This window comes from Shewanella youngdeokensis (genome assembly GCF_033180165.1).
Taxonomy (GTDB): domain Bacteria; phylum Pseudomonadota; class Gammaproteobacteria; order Enterobacterales; family Shewanellaceae; genus Shewanella; species Shewanella youngdeokensis.
In genome coordinates this window covers 2184953-2203206 of sequence record NZ_CP136522.1, presented here as the reverse complement: position 1 = coordinate 2203206, position 18254 = coordinate 2184953, and the positions used below count along the sequence as shown (strand labels likewise).

Annotated in this window: 14 protein-coding genes; 5 read left to right on the top strand and 9 right to left on the bottom strand. The window is 39.3% G+C overall.

Annotated features, from left to right (window positions below; genetic code table 11):
* Nucleotides 1–63: 63 nt before the first annotated feature.
* From RGE70_RS09420 to RGE70_RS09390, 7 genes are all read right to left on the bottom strand, one after another.
* On the bottom strand, nucleotides 64–2325 hold the full coding sequence (locus tag RGE70_RS09420; protein WP_310471206.1) for a TonB-dependent receptor: 2262 nt from the start codon (nucleotides 2323–2325) through the stop codon (nucleotides 64–66).
* Nucleotides 2326–3343: 1018 nt separating this feature from the next.
* Complete coding sequence (locus tag RGE70_RS09415; protein ID WP_310471205.1) at nucleotides 3344–3943, bottom strand: hypothetical protein; 600 nt, start codon at nucleotides 3941–3943, stop codon at nucleotides 3344–3346.
* Between the two features lie 320 nt (nucleotides 3944–4263).
* Nucleotides 4264–4977, bottom strand: a complete 714-nt coding sequence (locus RGE70_RS09410) for a YkgJ family cysteine cluster protein (protein ID WP_310471204.1) — start codon at nucleotides 4975–4977, stop codon at nucleotides 4264–4266.
* Between the two features lie 363 nt (nucleotides 4978–5340).
* Nucleotides 5341–6519 carry a MalY/PatB family protein gene (locus RGE70_RS09405; protein WP_310471203.1) on the bottom strand — a complete coding sequence of 393 codons (1179 nt, stop codon included), beginning with the start codon at nucleotides 6517–6519 and terminating at the stop codon, nucleotides 5341–5343.
* Between the two features lie 99 nt (nucleotides 6520–6618).
* Nucleotides 6619–8097 (bottom strand): glutathione synthase, encoded by a 1479-nt coding sequence (locus RGE70_RS09400; RefSeq protein WP_310471202.1) that lies wholly within the window; start codon nucleotides 8095–8097, stop codon nucleotides 6619–6621.
* 79 nt (nucleotides 8098–8176) lie between these two features.
* Entirely contained in the window at nucleotides 8177–8716 is a 540-nt protein-coding gene (gene sigZ, locus RGE70_RS09395) for an RNA polymerase sigma factor SigZ (protein WP_310471201.1), read from the bottom strand.
* Nucleotides 8717–9519: 803 nt separating this feature from the next.
* Nucleotides 9520–10278: a TetR/AcrR family transcriptional regulator gene (locus RGE70_RS09390; RefSeq protein ID WP_310471200.1), complete on the bottom strand. Its 759-nt coding sequence runs from the start codon at nucleotides 10276–10278 to the stop codon at nucleotides 9520–9522.
* A gap of 260 nt (nucleotides 10279–10538) precedes the next feature.
* Between RGE70_RS09390 and RGE70_RS09385 the strand changes: the two genes are divergently transcribed.
* From RGE70_RS09385 to RGE70_RS09375, 3 genes are all read left to right on the top strand, one after another.
* A complete protein-coding gene (locus tag RGE70_RS09385) occupies nucleotides 10539–11141 on the top strand; it encodes a thioredoxin domain-containing protein (RefSeq protein ID WP_310471199.1) in 603 nt (200 codons plus the stop codon).
* 8 nt (nucleotides 11142–11149) lie between these two features.
* Nucleotides 11150–11761 carry a disulfide bond formation protein B gene (locus tag RGE70_RS09380; RefSeq protein ID WP_310471198.1) on the top strand — a complete coding sequence of 204 codons (612 nt, stop codon included), beginning with the start codon at nucleotides 11150–11152 and terminating at the stop codon, nucleotides 11759–11761.
* Nucleotides 11762–11906: 145 nt separating this feature from the next.
* Entirely contained in the window at nucleotides 11907–12158 is a 252-nt protein-coding gene (locus RGE70_RS09375; protein WP_310471197.1) for a hypothetical protein, read from the top strand.
* Nucleotides 12159–12321: 163 nt separating this feature from the next.
* Here RGE70_RS09375 and RGE70_RS09370 read toward each other — a convergent pair whose 3' ends face one another.
* On the bottom strand, nucleotides 12322–13080 hold the full coding sequence (locus RGE70_RS09370) for a TetR/AcrR family transcriptional regulator (RefSeq protein WP_310471196.1): 759 nt from the start codon (nucleotides 13078–13080) through the stop codon (nucleotides 12322–12324).
* Between the two features lie 405 nt (nucleotides 13081–13485).
* Between RGE70_RS09370 and RGE70_RS09365 the strand changes: the two genes are divergently transcribed.
* Nucleotides 13486–15261, top strand: a complete 1776-nt coding sequence (locus tag RGE70_RS09365) for an aryl-sulfate sulfotransferase (protein ID WP_310471195.1) — start codon at nucleotides 13486–13488, stop codon at nucleotides 15259–15261.
* 91 nt (nucleotides 15262–15352) lie between these two features.
* Here the strand turns inward: RGE70_RS09365 and RGE70_RS09360 are convergent, their stop codons facing one another.
* Nucleotides 15353–16162 (bottom strand): RecX family transcriptional regulator, encoded by an 810-nt coding sequence (locus tag RGE70_RS09360; protein WP_310471194.1) that lies wholly within the window; start codon nucleotides 16160–16162, stop codon nucleotides 15353–15355.
* A gap of 207 nt (nucleotides 16163–16369) precedes the next feature.
* Between RGE70_RS09360 and RGE70_RS09355 the strand changes: the two genes are divergently transcribed.
* Nucleotides 16370–18253: a DUF294 nucleotidyltransferase-like domain-containing protein gene (locus RGE70_RS09355; RefSeq protein ID WP_310471193.1), complete on the top strand. Its 1884-nt coding sequence runs from the start codon at nucleotides 16370–16372 to the stop codon at nucleotides 18251–18253.
* Nucleotide 18254: the final 1 nt, after the last annotated feature.

Sequence of the window (18254 nt, the reverse complement as noted above, 5' to 3'; positions counted from 1 at the left end):
AAAAGCCGGTAACTTTGTTTATCGTTACCGGCCTTTCAGTTTTACTCACTCAATAAATATTGGCTAATAAAACGAGGCTTTAAACTCAATACCAACAAAACGTGGCTCATTGACATAACCAGTGAGGTTATTGAAGTCGATAGCGCCAGTGAGTTGTTCTTCATCAGTAATGTTACGACCAAAGACAGCGATTTCGTAGTCAGACTCATTAATATTAAACATGTAACCCACGCGTAAGCCACCTTCCATTAAGGCATCACCGGTAAACTCAGTTGATTCATACAAGAAAAAATTCACTTCACTACGGTAAGACCAATCGGTATAAACATATAATTCACCGTCAGCAATTTCTGTTGACCAGCGTGCACTTATGTTACCAATCCACTCAGGAGACTGCGGTAATGCGTTTCCATCAATCAGAGCAAAACCTTGAGAGTTGATTGGGTCGGTGACGGTACAGCCACCACCACAAGGCTGAACACCTAAGTCAGCTTGGTTAATTTCTGTTTTATTATAACTTACGCTAGAAGCGATAATTAAATCAGAAGTGACGGCCATTTCTGCATCGAGCTCAAAACCATAACCCACTGTTTCGTCGGCATTGATTAACGAAGCTAAGTTACCTTCCCCACCCACAGCTGTTAGCTGCTGGTCGTCGACAGTGTAATAGAATACCGAGCCATTTACATTTGCAGTATTATTCAATAGCGTTGATTTAAAACCGGTTTCAATTGAGGTTACAGTCTCTGAGTCTGCAGTGGTTGCATTACCAGAGAATAGTAAGTTACGACCTTGAATACTCGGTGCACGGTAACCTGTGGCTAAACGTGCGTATAAATTAGTTTCATCGGTCAATTTATAGTTAACACTAATATCACCACTAACATTGGTATCATCTACTTGTTCAGATTCACTAAAGCCCGGAGCACCAAAAGGTGACTGAACCAATGTACCGTCCCATTTACGCTCATCATCGGAGTAACGAATGCCAAAAGTTGCATTGAGGTTTTCAGCAAATTCATAATCTAAAGAAGCAAATAGTGCCCAAGCAGATGTTTCCATGTTTTGTATCGCTATGCCGTTTTGCACTCCGTCGGCAAGCGTATCGAAACTTAAATTGTTGATGGTAATGTCTTCATCAAATATGAAGAAACCGACTTGGTAATCAAAATTACCTAAGTCATTTGAAGACAAACGAACTTCTTGAGTCAATTGCTGATGATCTGGCATTTTTGCACCAGTTTCAGACGGGAACGGAATAAAGCCTGGCCCCATATAAGGTAAGAAAGAAGCACCGTAACCACCATCGATGTCACCGACAGAGAACATCTCAGCAGACTCATAGCCACTAACTGATGTTAGAGTATGGCTACCAAAATCATATGTTAACTTAAGGCTTGCCCCTTCCATTTCTATCGTTTGGTTATTACGAGATGCGGCATCTTGATAAACGATTTCGCGATCAAAATCATCTACTAAGTCATTGGTGCCCGGCTTGATAATGTTTGCTCTAAACACCCGCGCGTCGGCATCAGCATCACGGAAATGGTAATTAAACAGTGCGCTAAAGTCATTGTTAGGTTCCCATAGTAATTGAACTCGGCCTGCGGTTTCACTATAGCCACCTAATTGATCTTTTTGTTCAAAACCAGGTGCTTTGTTGTCGATATAATCGTCACGATCTTGTTGAAGCAGAGAAATTCGGCCTGATAAAGTATCAGTTAAACCACCCCCAACGGCGAGGCGAAAATCTGTAGAACCGTAACTACCTGCAGATGCAGATAGCTGCGAATCAAAATCTTCTGTTGGCTTTTTAGATTCGACTTTTACAATACCAGCCGTAGTATTACGGCCAAATAATGTACCTTGTGGACCACGTAAAACTTCAACACGCTCAATATCAAACATTGGCATGCCTTTGGTCAACGAATTTTCTAAAACGACGTCATCGTAAACTAAAGAAACCGGTTGCGATGCTAATAAATCAAAGTCGGTATTGCCTAAACCGCGAATATAAAAACGTGGAAAAGTACGGCCAAATGAAGACTCTATTAATAAGCTTGGCACTTTTGCCGATAACGCGCGAACATCCATTCCCGATGAGCCTAGCACCTCAAGCTTTTTAGAGGTTAAAGCAGATACTGATATCGGTACATCTTTAACATTTTCAGTACGCTTACGTGCCGTCACTTGAATAATTTCTAGCTGAGCTTCATTGATTTCTTCATCTACAGAAGTAGACGCAGCATTAGCTGAAGCCGATGCAGCAACTAGCAAAGAAGCTTGTATACAAAGTGCAATTGAAGACTGTTTAAACAGTTTCATCTTTATCTCCCGGGTACATAAAATATTATTTTTAGTGGTGTTTTGATAATTTAATTATTCTTGTGTGAAGCACTATTATCTCGGGAGCAGATTCTACATGTTAATCGCATGTTATAGCAAGCTACTAGCGTATCAATAATTTAACAAATATACCGTTGTTAACTATCAACTGTTAGCTATCCATATAAAACAATCGATGGTTAGCGACTTGGCATCAATTTGTAGCTGTTTCTGCCAGTTCTAGTCTTATGCTGTATGACGTAGCAAAGTTATAATCTTTATGAGAATAGAATTAGATAGTTAACAAGCGTATTTTGTTAGCACTGAAAGGCTAGCGAATACGGTTACTATAATTCTGACAGCTATTTTATTGAAAAATATACCGCACAACACCAACTCCTGTGGCAAAGCCCTGCTCTGGTAGGTAAACCGAGCCCCCATGGATTGAAAGTGCGGATTAACCCGGAAAAAGGAACGCAAATGATGCTTTCAACAGAAAAAGCTATGTACCTTATTAACTAAAAAAGTATATTGATGCCGTGGTAACTGCTCTAGTTTTTATACTCTTAACAGCTAAGTGAAGGTGTTAATTCGAATTAGGTGGGTTGCGCATAGACAAGGTGGGTCAGAAATGATCCACCTTTTTTCAAGCCTCTTTGACGCTGACATTGAAAACGTATTCTATATAATGAGGGCTCGCGATCACTATGGTTATGAGTCATCGACATTAAGCAGTTCGGCATAGCTTAATGTGGTATTAGCATGTTCACGCATAATCGATTCAGTGTGTACACTTTGGTGATTAACTGAGGCCGCAAACACCGCGTGATGCTGAATGTGGGCTTGGTTGAATCGGCGAAATTCACGGGGTAGTTGTTCTAGGTTGACAGCTAAAAAGGTTATTTAATACATAGTAAGCTTCGGCACGATACTGGTTAGCCTGCCCTATTATTAACAATGCAATAGCTTGAAAGTACATTGTTTTTAATATCTGCCTTTATGGTTTATTGCTCCTTATTTAAGGCCAACAAGTGTTAGTGCCGTATTGCGTCAGAGTTGCACTAACGCGTTCTGGTGACGGTATGGCTGCATATGCGCGATAAAACAATTGTCCAAAATGGCCTCGTTGATAATGAATAGTAAAAAAGCCGTTTAGTGTGTAACCATTTGGCGAGCAATCTACGACGTTAATTTCACCTGTAGCCATTTTAGTCGGTACCAACAAGGCTGGAATACATTGAGGATCTATGCCGAATAAAGCTTCGTTTTCAGGTGTCCATTCTATGCTGTCTTCAAGGTTTAATCGGTTACATTTTCTTAAATGAAGTTCCCATGTATCGCAATGAGTTTGTCCGGCGCAAGTGGGTCCACCAAGATCTAGCTCCTTAACTGAGATATAAACAATATCGCCCGGTTTTGCATTCTGAATTTTTTTGGCAATATCTTGTGTAACCTCTATATCAGCAGTGGTATTGAAGATGAGAGCGTCATAGGGCTTGTTTGTATTTTCATGCCTCCACGATATTACCTCTTCAGTTGTATTGATAAATGCTGCTATTAAAGTGAACAGCACTATGCATATCAAACATGATATTGCTAATGAATGTTTTTTAGCCATGCAAGCTCCCCACTATAATTTTTAGCCCAATGTTAGCCTCTTCATTGCTCCATTATTAACGGCTTAATACAAGTAACAATATATATTCAAAACATTCACTATCTATGAAGTTTAAAGTATTGAGTATAAACCTTGTATGGGCACACAACGAACTTCGTCACTTTAAATACTTGTGGCGTAGAAAGGGGTTGGCTTTAAAACTAGGTTGTTAAACTCAACAACGTGGTTTGACTGGAGATGACGCTCAAATGCCTCTAACTCATACATATCATGCATTTTTAGCTAGAGGCGTTTGTAATAAGGCGTTATAAAGCTTGAAGTTAACCCTTGTTCGACTTAAGTTGGCCAACCATAGTTTTATTAATCGAGCTTGAATGAATGGTAAATATGACGGACAAAAGATAACTCCATTCAGGGTACGTTATGCCACAGGACTGAGGATTTTCAACTCCATTACAGGGTCTGCAATACTTGTTCGTTCCTTCAGCTAAATGCACTCGACAAACAAATGGTCGGTGTTGCCATACTTTGCATATTTTTTCTTTGGGGTCTAAAAACACACATGATTGATCCGCTTCTGGCTGATCATTCCAATGTGAAACACCGGTATGATTACCGTCGGCATCAAACTCAATAAATTTTTGCTGCCTTGCCAGTTTGTCGTAATCGATTGAAATATTGTTTTCTTCACAATGACGTTTGATAAGAGCTGCTTCTTCATCAGTGCAGTACACAATTTCATGGCAGCAATTTGCACAACCTTTATGGCAAAAAGGCGCTGGATAACCATAACGTACATCTCTAGCAATTAATGAGCTGAGGAGCTCGTCAATTTTTTGGTGATATACAAGAGTACGCTGATCAGCATGCAAATATTCTTCGGCAATGCGTCTAAAAGTGGACCAGAATTCATTGGGGTCGGTATCGTCAAATTCACTGCAAAGCGTGCCGTATAAGATGATACCGCTTGTTTTAAGGATGTTTTCCTCAACCCACTTTTTATCTACAATCGTTTGTTCAAGTATTTTGTTCATATCCGCTTCATGCAATATATCTTATTAGGGTCGACCTATATCTCTCTTTAACTAAGTGTAAAAAAATCAGTTATAAAATAGATAGGTTTAGCCGCAGCCACTATATGCCGCGATGATGATTAGTTTCTTTGTTTTGTGTCTTGCTTTAAATGTGAAACACGATATGTAACGTAAAAAAGCGAATAATTAGATAATAATTATGTAACTGCGTCAAGTGAAGTATCGCTCAGTTTTGATATACAGTCATTATTAATCAATAACATAGGTAAGTTTTATACTTTAAAAAATAAGTAAACCAACAATGGTTAGGTGTTACTGCCCAAACCATTGTTGTATTTAAAGTGCAGTACAATGTAAGCGAGCTTACTTTTGATCATTCGCTATAGATGATTTAAGTAATTCAAATGAGGTTTTTATTTGCGCCAGAGGCGCTGCAAAATTCATACGATAATATTGCTCATTTGTTTCACCAAACCAGTTACCTGGGGCTAATGCCAGCTTAGCCTGCTCAGTTAACAACGACTTTAATTGCATAGGTGTTAAGTTCAACCCGCTGAAATCAAACCAGATTTGATTAGTCCCTTGTGGAGTAAACGTTATTACCTGCGGCAGCTCAGTAGCCATGAAATCAATAATCCAATTGCGAGTGTTTTGGGTATAAGCTAAAAACTCGTCAAACCATGCTTTACCGTGCTGGTAAGCGGCAATCGTGGCATAAGTCGTAAATGCATTTCCATTATCTAGCGCCATAGAAGCTACAGTCGCTTTTATTTGGTCACGTAGGCCAATGTTATTGCTGTAAATATATCCATTTGAAATACTATTAAGTCCGAAGTTTTTTGCGGGAGATCCAATAATAGTCAGGCTGTTGTCGTAGCCTAACGAAGTCATGCTGGTGAACTGCGCATCGTCAAAAATGATATCTGCATGTACTTCATCGCTGATGATCAAAGTATTGTATTTTTTGGCAATAGTAACTAACTGTTGTAGTTCTGTTTTGCTCCAAACACGACCAACGGGGTTATGCGGGTTGCATAGCAGTACCATTTTAACAGCGCCACTTTGTAGCTGCTGTTCATAGTGTTTAAAGTCAATAACGTAATGACCCTGTTCAATTTTGAGTGGGTTATTAACGGTTTTACGCCCTGCTGACTCTATTAATCGACGAAATTGATGGTAGACAGGTGTTTGTATTAATACACCCTCGCCTTCTTGGGTGTATTCACGTATTAGCAAAGCGATAGCACTGAGTACTCCAGGGGCTTGTACAAAGTTTTCAGCATTCAAAATAAGGCCGTGCCGTTGTTGGTTCCATTTAGATATAGCATCAAAAACCGATTTTGAATCGAATTCATATGAAAATGATTCACGACTTACTAGTTGCTGCATAGCTTGTGTAATTGGCGATGCGATTGGAAAGTCCATATCGGCAATCCAGTAAGGGGTAACATCACTTGAGCCAAAAACTCGGTTAAGCATGGCGTTATCGTGCTTAATAAACTTGTTTTGAATATCATTTCGACTTGGGTTTACTTGAAACATTACATTTTCCTATGTGCTAACGCATGCCTTGAAATACACCGTAAGTGTAAATGCATCCGTTTTATATCAATATATTTGACTGCAGCTAAACAGCTGCTGTTAATTATCACTAGCCGTTAATGCCAATGAATCGAGAATACCTTTACCACTGTAGATCCCCCCTTCATTTTCTTGTGCAGGCTTACTACGGATCAGATAACCTGTATAACCATTCATTTCGGTAAGTGGAGAATCGTCGAAAAATGCGGTAAATATGCCTATTTCACTTACTAAACCGCTGATTATAGATTGTTTACTGTCACGAATGGCGACGGTTAACGCTTCGCGTTCATGGGGATACAAGCGCTGCATTAGTGCCCATGCGCTATATTCTTGCGGTGTGAGCTGTTGTAACTTTTCACTGATTTGTTGTCCAAAAATACAATGCCCACCGCCTTCACCTTGATTTTTTAAAACCCAGTCATGTTGAGCTGCGTGGGTGTTGAACCAATTGATTGTTTCAGCGTTAATGGGTTTCATTTCAGTTAACACGCTTTTTATTAATTGGGCTTGTTCAAAATTAAATCCCCAGCGTGCAAAGTCCTGGACAGGCATAGTTGTTAATATCATCTGCATAATTTTACTAGTGGCTAACTGCTGGCTAAAAGTTGCGTTAACAGCAACGTGATGCTGCTCGATAAATAGCCGTGTTTGGCTTAGCGTTTGACAACATACCGACTCTTGCTGCATTGGTGAGTAGTAATCTACATATTGATACCCAGCCCTAAGGTACACAACATCAATGGCTCCCACATTCGCGAGCATTAACCTTTTATTAGCGCCAGTCGTAAGCTCGGTGCTAAGCTGTTTAAAGGTTCGTCTAACTGTTCGTACTCCTAACTTTTGTAACGCTACTTCCAATAAATGTTGGTCGTAAACATTAGCTTCACCTTCTTGAATGACCATTAGAAATGTTGGTTGGTGCTGTACATCAGCATCGCTAACCTTAACCTGTGCGGCGATAGTTTTTGCCGTTGTTGCTATGGCACTCGCAAGTTGCGCTAGTCCTTGGTTTGGAGCGGGTTTCGCTTGCTGATCCGCTTGCCAATTAGCATGATCTGAAGGCCATTGCGCTCGTATAAATGCATGCAGTTCGGTTGCACGTTGTCCAAATGGTGCCATTCCCGCTGCGATGCCGTTAAATTCAATAACTTTGGCACCGTGTTGACGGTCATCCATAAAATCTGTTCGCATTATAAGTAGCGGTTTTCTAGCTGGGGTTAACCGTTGAAGAGCATGTCCATGCGCTTGCCTGTGTAAAGATATCAAGCGTGCAAAAAATGGATCTGCTTGTGCAACATCTGCAAGTGCAGATTGTAAAAAGTCGTGGTCTTCAGACACGCGACTGATCAATTGCGTTAATAGCGGTGTTACTTTAATTAGGTGTTCAAACACTTCACGGGGCATTGTCATAGGAGCGAAGCTAAATGGGCAGTGTTTAGCACTACTATCTGGCTGCCTAAATGCCACGCCATGCATTATCGCCCACTCAGTCACTTGGTCAATTATTTGCTGTGAAATAGGAGAGGATTGTTTCATTATTGCTCCAAACTTTACTACGGTATGGCTAAGTGTTTTAAGGTAGAAATTTAATCGACAAGGGGCTAATTTATGCCGCTTAACATTTTCTATTCAGCCTTGACTCTTTCTCTGTATAGCTGAGGATCCCCTCTTGACCGATTTCGAAATCACAGCAAGCCATAAGTTGCTGCTTAAATTTAACCCGTGCTCTTTGTACTCGGCTTTTCGCGCCTGAAAGTGATATATCAAGCTTATTAGCGATGACTTGTTGCGGCAGCCCCTCAATTTCAGCCAGCTGCAGTGCAGTTGCGTACTTTTCCGGCAATTGTGCGATTAACGGGCGTAAACATTGCGCTAACTCTTCTCGGGCTTGTTTACCATCATCATGCTCTTCAGCAATGAGGTCGTCTGGTAAAGTTTCAAACTGATGTCGCGTTCTATAAAAATCCATAATCGTATTGTGGGCAATTCGGTAAAGCCAACCTTTCAGGCTACCTTTTGATTTTAATTGATGTAAATTCTCACTGGCTTTGATGTAAACATCTTGCAAAATGTCATCAATCGCATGCGTGTCGTCTACGCGTTTACTAACATAACTTCGCAGTTGTACTTTGTGGTTTTGCCATTGTGATATCATAAAAAGTGGCTCTCATAGCATTAAATTTCTAATCTGCATCTAAGACGCTTTCTTTCAAAAAAAGACGCAACTTTTTTAATTTTTAAATCAAATCTTCACGAAATTTATCAATTTCAACTTATGATAACTTTAGCACAGCGGTTGTTGTGTTATGTCGTAGTACGAATTGCCTGATGTTGAAACAGTAACTCGTAGGTTACTGCTTGAGCCGTTATTATTTTGCTGCTAATTGATGAGGTATGCATGTTTCGATCTCTTTTATGCATTTTACGCTAGCTCTGCTCTAGCCAACCGCATTAGATCTTTACTTGGTTGGCTTATCGCAAATTGCTCGCGACCTAAATGCTACTGAGTTACAGTTACACATTGCTTTTTAATTTCTCATGGTGGCGCAACCGGCTAATGGAATATTGGCTGCAGCGCCTCATTATTGTCAGCATTGGGTTAACAACATGCACCTTGATTTGGTGTGCTTATCTGTTCAGTAGAAAATACAATACTGGATTAGTTAGATAACCCATTAACGATGTTAAGGCATAAAAGAAATACTAATAAACCCTAAAATACATGACTTAAGCTGGGTGAATGTTTGTACCATAGCGGATAATGCCATTACTAGTTATGTAATGCTTCGATAGCGGTATAAACATTCTAATTTTCAACCCGATGAATATGCAAATTCAAAGTTTCTGTAGCAATTTTATGCTGCTCTAGGTAGAACTGAGAGTTTAAATTTTTAACCTAGGGAGAGTACTTTTATTTATCAGTGCTATTTTACAACCTCATTATTAATTTTTTCTATTCTACAGTTCCATTGGATCACTGAGGGTGTCAAAGGTTAATTTATAGTGTTGGAATGTTGAGTTTCTATCGGCTTGTGCTAATGGTGACACAATCTCAAACATGTCATTAAAAGAGATCGGGCTTTGGTCTTTCCAGTTTAAGGTGTTCATCGCGGTGCACAGTAAATTGAATATTGTTTTAATACTATTATTGTGACCATGTTGGCGCAAAAATTTATTTTGCCCCATAATTATGCTGCCTCTTTCAATGGTTCTCATTGAAAAAATACAGTCAATTATCTCTTGTTTACTCGATAATAGCTCACCACTTTTCAGTGCGTTACTCCAAAGTTGTTCGTTCATTTGTTTAAGCTCTATAAAAACAACGTCTATATTTCCTTCATACTCTGGGCTGGATACGCCATAAACATGCGGGTTAGCACCTAAAAAACTGACACAAACATCATTACTGGTTTCAGACCAGCTTTTGATAACATCAAACATGTGTATGTATATCACTTTTTGCTTGTAACTCAGGCTATCCATTGAAATCAACTGGCGCATATTTTCAAGAACAAAATTAAAGTTCTCAATAAATAAGGCACTGACAAGATCTTCTTTGGACTTAAAATGATTATAAAAAGTCTTTGTTGAGCACTGAGCTCTAGTTGGTATTTGAGAAAGTCGAAACGAACACAAGCCTTCTTCCATAATGAGTTCTTTGGCCGCATTTAGAATGCGCTCAATCGTTAACGATTTAGTCTTTAAATGGTTATGCATTTTCGTCCTCCTAAATGTAATTATAACGCCATTGAATATTATTTAGTTATTGTTTCACAACAGTAACTTGTAACTGTGACAAGCCTCATTTATCCCCAAAAAATGTAACAACAACAATGAAAAAAAGTGTGCGTCAGTTAACAGTTTGAAGGGGCAAAGCTTTTCCAAAAGCAGTCAAATGCATCACAGAAATTGTTTTGATATGAAAATAATATAAATACCACTAATTAATATCGGTAATAACTATATTAGAGGCAAACATGAAAACAACACTAACCACACTCGCTACAGCACTATTTATGACATTTACTGTATCTGCTGCTGAAGTTATTAAAATTGACACGCCAGCACTAGATAACACAGTGCAAAAAGTATACTCAGTTTACTGCCCATTTTGCTACAAGTACGAAAAAGCCGTAACACCGAACCTAGTTAAAAACTTACCTGCAGGCGCAACTTTCCAAGCTATTTGTCTTGAAAACAAAGGTGAGCTAGGTGTTGAATCTTGCGAAGTATTAGCTGCTGCTGACACTATCAGCCACAAAAAATACAAACAAGCAAAGCTTGCTATGTATGCTGCAGTGCATGATCAAAAACTTAAAAATGTTAAAGGTTCAACTGCGGTAAAAGGTGACTTAGCTGCAATTGGCCTTAAGGCTGCGGGCATGTCTCAAGCTGAGTTTAAAGCTGCTCTTGCTTCTCCAGAAGCGCAAGAAAAACTAGCTTACGACCGCACTATCGCGTTAACCATCGCTAAGAAAAAAGGGATCCCAGCCATTGTTGTTGGCGGTAACAAGATGATTGATACCAGCACAATCACTTCACTCGCGAACCTTGATGAAACCATCAAAAACAACCTTTAAGGTAAACTATGATGACTCAATTTAAACAGTGGATAGCCGATCTTAAAGCTAACCCGTTAGCGACATTAGAAGAGACACAAGAAGGACGCGCAGTTTGGGCTGTTATGGCCTGTGCCTGTGTATTCTTGCTGGGGTCAGCGATGGGTTATTTCCAGTGGTTCCTTGCAATGGATCCATGTGAAAACTGTGTTTACATCCGTTTTAGCCAGTTCTGTATTTTAATTGCTGGCATCATGATGATCATTGCGCCTAAAAATATAATCATCAAAGTGCTAGGTTTAGTACTTGCTTGGTACGGCATTGTATACGGTATGGACAAAGCCATTGTATTGTCAGGCCAACATGTTGCGTCACACGCTGCAGATGCTGGACTGGACTTGTTCCAATCTGGCCAAGGTGCGAATGCTTGCTCACTTGAGCCTACATTCCCGTTAAATCTGCCACTGCACGAATGGCTACCTTATGAATTCGCACCAAGTGGTATTTGTGGTGAAGACGATTGGTCACTGTTTGGCTTGAACATGGCTCAGTACTGCATTATTAGCTACTGTGTGTTTATTATTTGTGCGCTACCACTAACCATTGCGTTCATTACTAAAACACTTAAAGGCAGTAAGTAAACGGCTAGGAATTACTGTTCAGTGCCACTTATACAAGTAGGCACTGAACGGTATATAAATAATGCGTGACACATTTGTAACCCGTTGAAGTTTATTAGGTAATTAAATTTTAGATTATTGCATGTTAATCAATAAAAGAGGTTGTATGGATTTTACTAAGTTAGAGCATTTCATTAAAGCGAGTCGCTACGGCAGTGCGCGAACAGATGAAAAAAAGGGCATTGTTAATTTACTATTACTAAGCGGTGGCTCATGTACCCGTGGGAGTATTGAAAGCCAGCTAAACTTATCTACTAGTGAGACAGAAAAAGCCATCGATGACTTGATCACGGCAAATATTATTAATGTTGCTGGCAATGATGACTGTTATGAAATTCGGGCCCATTTATCGAGATAAGTTCAGCTAAAAACAGGCTGTAGCAACTACCTTAGTGCGAGAAAATAATATTAAGCCGAATATGCCAGAAACCATTAAGTGGCTTACTAGAACTGGGTATAACTGTGATCATGCAGCTTAATTTAAATCAAGAATCACCAATGAAACGCTTATAAAATTGTGACTATAGCTCTATTGGATCATTAAGGGTGTCGTAGTTTAATTTACAGTGTTTAAACGATGAGCCAGCAGCTGTTTTTACTAATGGAGACAGCGTAGTTAACATTTTGCTAAAAGACAGTGGTTGCTCATCTCGCCACTTTAATGAGTTGATCATCAATGACAACAAGTTAAAAACCGATTCAATATTGCTATCATGACCATGTTGACGCAAAAACTTATTCTGACCGACCACAATACTCCCTCTTTCAATGGTTCTAATTGAAAAAATGCAGTTCACAATATCTGTTTTATCAGATAACAATGCCCCGCTATTAAGTGCCTGGCTCCATAGAGCTTGAACCCTGTTTTTAAGCTCAATAAACACCACATTTATGTTGCCTTCATACTCTGCACTAGAAACACCATAAACATGGGGGTTTACACCGATGAAATTAATACAAACATCACCTTCACGCGCAGACCAACACTTAACAACATCATACATATGACTATAAATGACTTTTTCTTTTAAACTCAGTTCCTCCATTGATAAAATGATATCAATTTTATCAATATAATCATTCATATGCTCAATAAAAAGTGCAGATACTATATCTTCTCTAGATTTGAAATACTGATAAAAGGTTTTAGTAGAACATTGGCATTTAGCAGGGAGTTGCGACAATCTAAAAGAACAAATCCCCTCCTCTACGATGAGTTTTTTTGATTCGGCTAAAATTCTATCCCTTGCTACTGATTTAATTTTTAAATGATTATGCATGTTACCTCCTTAGCCAATATAGCCTTAATAAATATGTTTTACTGTCTTCCCGCCTTCAAAATCATGTAACTGTGATATACCTCAACAACTCTTTAAGCACAATTAATATTAGTTAAGCATAAAGGTGATATTGGTCACTTATTGTGGGGATAAAATATTTCCTTAACAAGTAAAATTCATCACAGTATGAGTCATATACTACTAATAATATGTATCTCAACAAGTGAAGAGATATTATTTAAATAAACAACAATACATATGACAAATAAAGTATATAGATTTGGAATTATTTAAAATAACTTTTCATTTAACTTAAATTAATAAAAGGCAACACAGTAATTTCTCCCCTTAAAATAAGTATCTTGTAGCCAATAAGTGCTACAAAAATTAAATAGGATGATAGTTATGTTAAAAAGAACCATATTAGCTACTGCAATTGCAACCATTTCACTTGGCGCATCAGCTGCTGGTTTTCCTCCAGCGCCAGCTGCCGGACAGCTTGGGGCTTTACTTGTAAACCCTTATGGAAACTCTCCGTTAACGGCTTTATTAGATATCAGAAGTAAAAAACCAACAGATATTGTTGTTACAGTAAAAGGTAAAGGCAAGAAAGGGGTTGATATTACCTACCCTGTTGGCCCACAAACGGTTAATACTCATGATGGCATCCCAGTTGTTGGCTTGTATGCTAACTACAGTAATGAAGTAGAAGTAAGTTATAAGCTTGATGGTAAAAAAATTACTGAAACTTACAAGGCTCTTACTGGCTCAATTATCAACCAATATGTAGACAACCGTAACATTACTACGTTACAAGAAATTCAGGTTAAAAAAGTAGCTAAAGGCTTTGAAGACCGTTTATACCTAGTGAACTCACATACCTATAACCAGCACGGTTCAGACCTACACTGGTCAGGACTAAAAGCTGCGAATGCTAGCTTGTTTGATGGTTCACCTGCAATGGGCTCATTGCCTTTTGAAAACCCACCATTAACTTACATCGTAGATACTCAAGGTGAAGTACGTTGGTGGCTAAATCAAACAGCAACCTATGATGCTAAAAGTTTAGATGTTGAAAAACGCGGGTACTTAATGGGCTTCCATGACACAGGTTACGGCGGTTATACGTTTGTACAGGGTCAGCGTTACGGTACGTTTAATTTGCTTGGCCAGATCCAGTCTATGCGCCTACCTCGCGGTTATATTGACGCATCTCATGAACATAATATTATGCCTAATGGTCATACTTTAGTTCGCGCTGCAAAAGCAAACTACGTGAATGATCAAGGTGATACAGTGCATACAGTGCGCGACCATATTTTGGAAATGGATCAACATGGCAACTTAGTTGAAGTGTGGAATCTAGCCGAAATTCTTGACCCTTACCGTGACGCATTACTAGAAGCTCTCGATATGGGCGCGGTATGTTTGAACGTTGATATTGACCATTTAGGTGAAACCGCTGAAATGCAAATTGATGCACCTTATGGGGATATCGCCGGGATTGGTGCTGGTCGTAACTGGGCTCACGTTAACTCAATTGAATATGATCCAAAGGGTGACAGCATCATTGTTTCAATGCGTCATCAAGGGGTTGCTAAGATAAATCGAGATAAAGAAGTCGTCTGGATCCAAGCACCGAGTGAAGGTTGGAACAAAGAGCTGTCTAAAAAACTACTGACACCGGTTGACTCAAAAGGCAATAAGATCAAGTGTACTGAAAAAGGCGTTTGTGAAGATAACTTCGACTTTACTTACACTCAGCATACAGCATGGCTTAACAACTCTAATGGTAACTTAACCGTATTTGATAATGGTGATGGTCGTGGCCATGAGCAACCTGCATTAGGTAGCATGAAATACAGTCGTTTTGTTGAATACAAAATCGACGAAGAAAACATGACGATTGAACAAGTGTGGGAATACGGTAAAGACCGCGGTTTTGATTGGTTCAGCCCTATCACCTCAAACGTTGAATACATGGCTGACCGTGACACCATGTTTGGTTTTGGTGGTTCAATACACCTATATAACCCAGGCGAACGAACTATAGGTAAAATCAATGAAATTGGTCATAGCGATGGTAAAGTAAAAGTCGAAATTGACATTTTATCTGACAAACCGAATACACCGCACTACCGTGCAAGCCTAGTTAACTTAATGAGTCAATTTGGTCGTTAATCTCTTGGTTTAATCTATACTATGGTTTGAAAATGGGGCTTACGCCCCATTTTTATTGCCTATAAATTGAGTCATAAACTATTTGATGTGATTAATCGTCACTTGGAGTCATGGCTTCTTTGATTTGGTCACTACTAAAGCCTTTACGCGACAAATAAGCGTACGCTTTTGACTTATCTTTATAGTCCGATAAATCATAACGCTTTTTTGCTAATTGCGTTTTGCAACTTAAATAAAAATCCACCTCATCAGAAAGGGACAGTTGATACACGCTTTCTTCAAAATCACTTACATCAATCAAGCGTTGTTTTAGCTCTTGTAAAATGAGTGTCTCGCCCTTCCCTTTTTTAAACAGCTTAACAATTTCAGATTTTAATTCGACTTTGTCAGCCTTTACCGCCAATTTACTGCGCAATGTAGCCCGCTGCGGATGTTGCGCCAGTGCGTAGTCTATTTCGGTACGGCTAAAGCCTTTGGTGGTCATATGTGAATAGACTTTTTCTTTATTGGTCGCATGAAAATCTTTAAACCGACTCAGCAGTCTTGACGTTGCCATGGCAAACGCATCTACCTTTTGCTGGTCCATCACTTGCTCAATAGCGGTGTCTATGTCGCTTAGCGCAATGCCTCGTTGTTGTAATTTTCGTTTAATTGCCCCGCTACCGAGTTCATTATTAAAAGCTATTTCGCTAAAGCGCACTGCAAAATCTATATCATTTTTTATGTAACCGCCTTCAACAAGCCTAGCGAGCACTGTGTCTATCCATTGTTGGTTGTCAGTTTTACGCTCTAGTTTGCTACGGATCTCGTTTACAGTGAAATCCTGTTGGGCCAGATGCCAATACGCGCTGTTAAATACATTATCGATAGTTTTGGCTTGCCTAAGGGGCTTAGTTTGCATAAAAATCTTATATTATAAATATTCAACATGAGTTTAGCAGATGCTATACGTTTTACGTAAGCAGCTACTTAAGGCTAAACATTTGGTTTTGTAGGCTACTTCTCTGAAATATTTAGCTAATTTTATTGCTGTGACGCCGGTAGGCTGCACAGCCTGTATATTTACCATATACTAATGAGATAAAAACAACTCAACATCGAGTCAATAATGGAAGTCGAGCTTCTCGAAATAAAAAACTTCATCAGCCAGTACCCACCTTTTGATCAATTACCAGAAGAAGCATTAGTCGAAATGACTAACAGTGTTGAGATTTCCTACTATCGCGCTGGCAGTATGATAATTGATTTTGGCCAAAAGATTCATGATCTGTTTATTATTCGAAGTGGTGTTGTTGAAATTTATCGACGCAAAGGCGAGTTATACAACCGGCTTGACCAAGGTGGCGTATTCGGACAAATGGGATTATTAACCAATAATAAGATCCGTTTTCCAGCTAAGTCGGTAAAAGACACGTTGCTATATTGTATTCCTGAAGCGGTATTTGATGAATTTTGCGAACGCTATGACTTCTTTTCTGATTTCGTAGAAGTTGAAGGTAGCGTGCGATTACAGCAAGCTGTTGAAGAAAACAGTGACGATGCTAACTCACTAACAACCTCTAAAGTTAAAACACTACTAAGTGGTGCGCCGGTAATGCTGTCCACCACTACTACAATTCAAAATGTTGCACGTATTATGTCGGAAGAGAATGTATCCGGCGCGATAATTTATGATCCTAATCTTGCCGATGAAGGTGGAAACAGCTTTGTTGGGATTATTAGTGAACGTGACTTGTGCTCTAAAGCGATAGCACAAGGGTTAGATGTAAACACTCAAGTCATTGAAGTTATGTCAACAGAGCTGGTGTCTTTGGATCATAATGCATATATTTTTGAGGCAATGCTGCTAATGTTGCGCTATAACGTGCACCATCTACCTATATTAAAAAATAAACGTCCAATTGGCCTCATTGAAGTTTCCGATATTATTCGTTACGAGTCGCAAAATAGTTTATTAATCGTAAGCAGTATTTTTCAGCAAAACACTATTGAAGATTTGATCATTTTATCGGATCAGATTAAAGACTGCTTTGTACGTATGATTAACGAAGATGCTAACTCACATATGGTTGGGCGAGCGATGTCTGAAATTGGCCGTAGTTTTAAACAGCGGTTATTAGAGTTGGCAGAAGAAAAGCTCGGAGAGCCGCCCGTGCCCTATTGTTTTTTAGCTTTAGGTTCGATGGCGCGAGATGAGCAATTGATTGTGACGGATCAAGACAATGCGATTATTTTAGACAATGAATACGATGATACCTTACACGGTCACTATTTTAGTGAATTAGCCAGTTTTGTTTGTGATGGTTTGGCCGCTTGTGGTTATACCTATTGCACTGGCGATATTATGGCGACGAACCCCGAGTACCGTAAAACTCAATCTGAATGGGAAGAGTGCTTTGCCGATTGGATTGAACACCCAAACCCACAAAAACTACTAAATTGTTCCATATTTTTTGATCTATACGGCGTATATGGTAGGCCGAAGTGGGCTGAACAGTTAAACGCGTTTATTTTAAGAAAAGCCAAAAAGAACAACCGTTTCTTAGCTCGTTTAGCTCGTAATGCGTTAAACCGAACTCCGCCACTTGGTTTTTTCAAAAACTTTGTGATGGAAAAAGATGGCCGCCACAACAATTCAATTAATTTAAAAAAGCGTGGAACCGCACCGCTGGCAGATCTTATTCGAGTTCATGCGTTAGCCATTGGCTCCCAATCGCATAACTCATTTGACCGACTGGAAGATATTATTGAAGCCGGTATTTTACCCAACAATAAAGGTAAAGATCTGCAACATGCAATGGAATTTATTTCGTTAGTCCGTATTCGTCACCAAGCGTTAGACATTGAAAATGAACAAGAGCCTGATAATAATATCGAGCCTGAAAACATGTCTGACTTTGAAAGGCGTAACTTGAAGGATGCATTTTTAGTGTTGAGTAGTGCTCAAAACTTCTTAAAGTTCCGCTACAGTGCTAACAGTATGCAGGGATAAC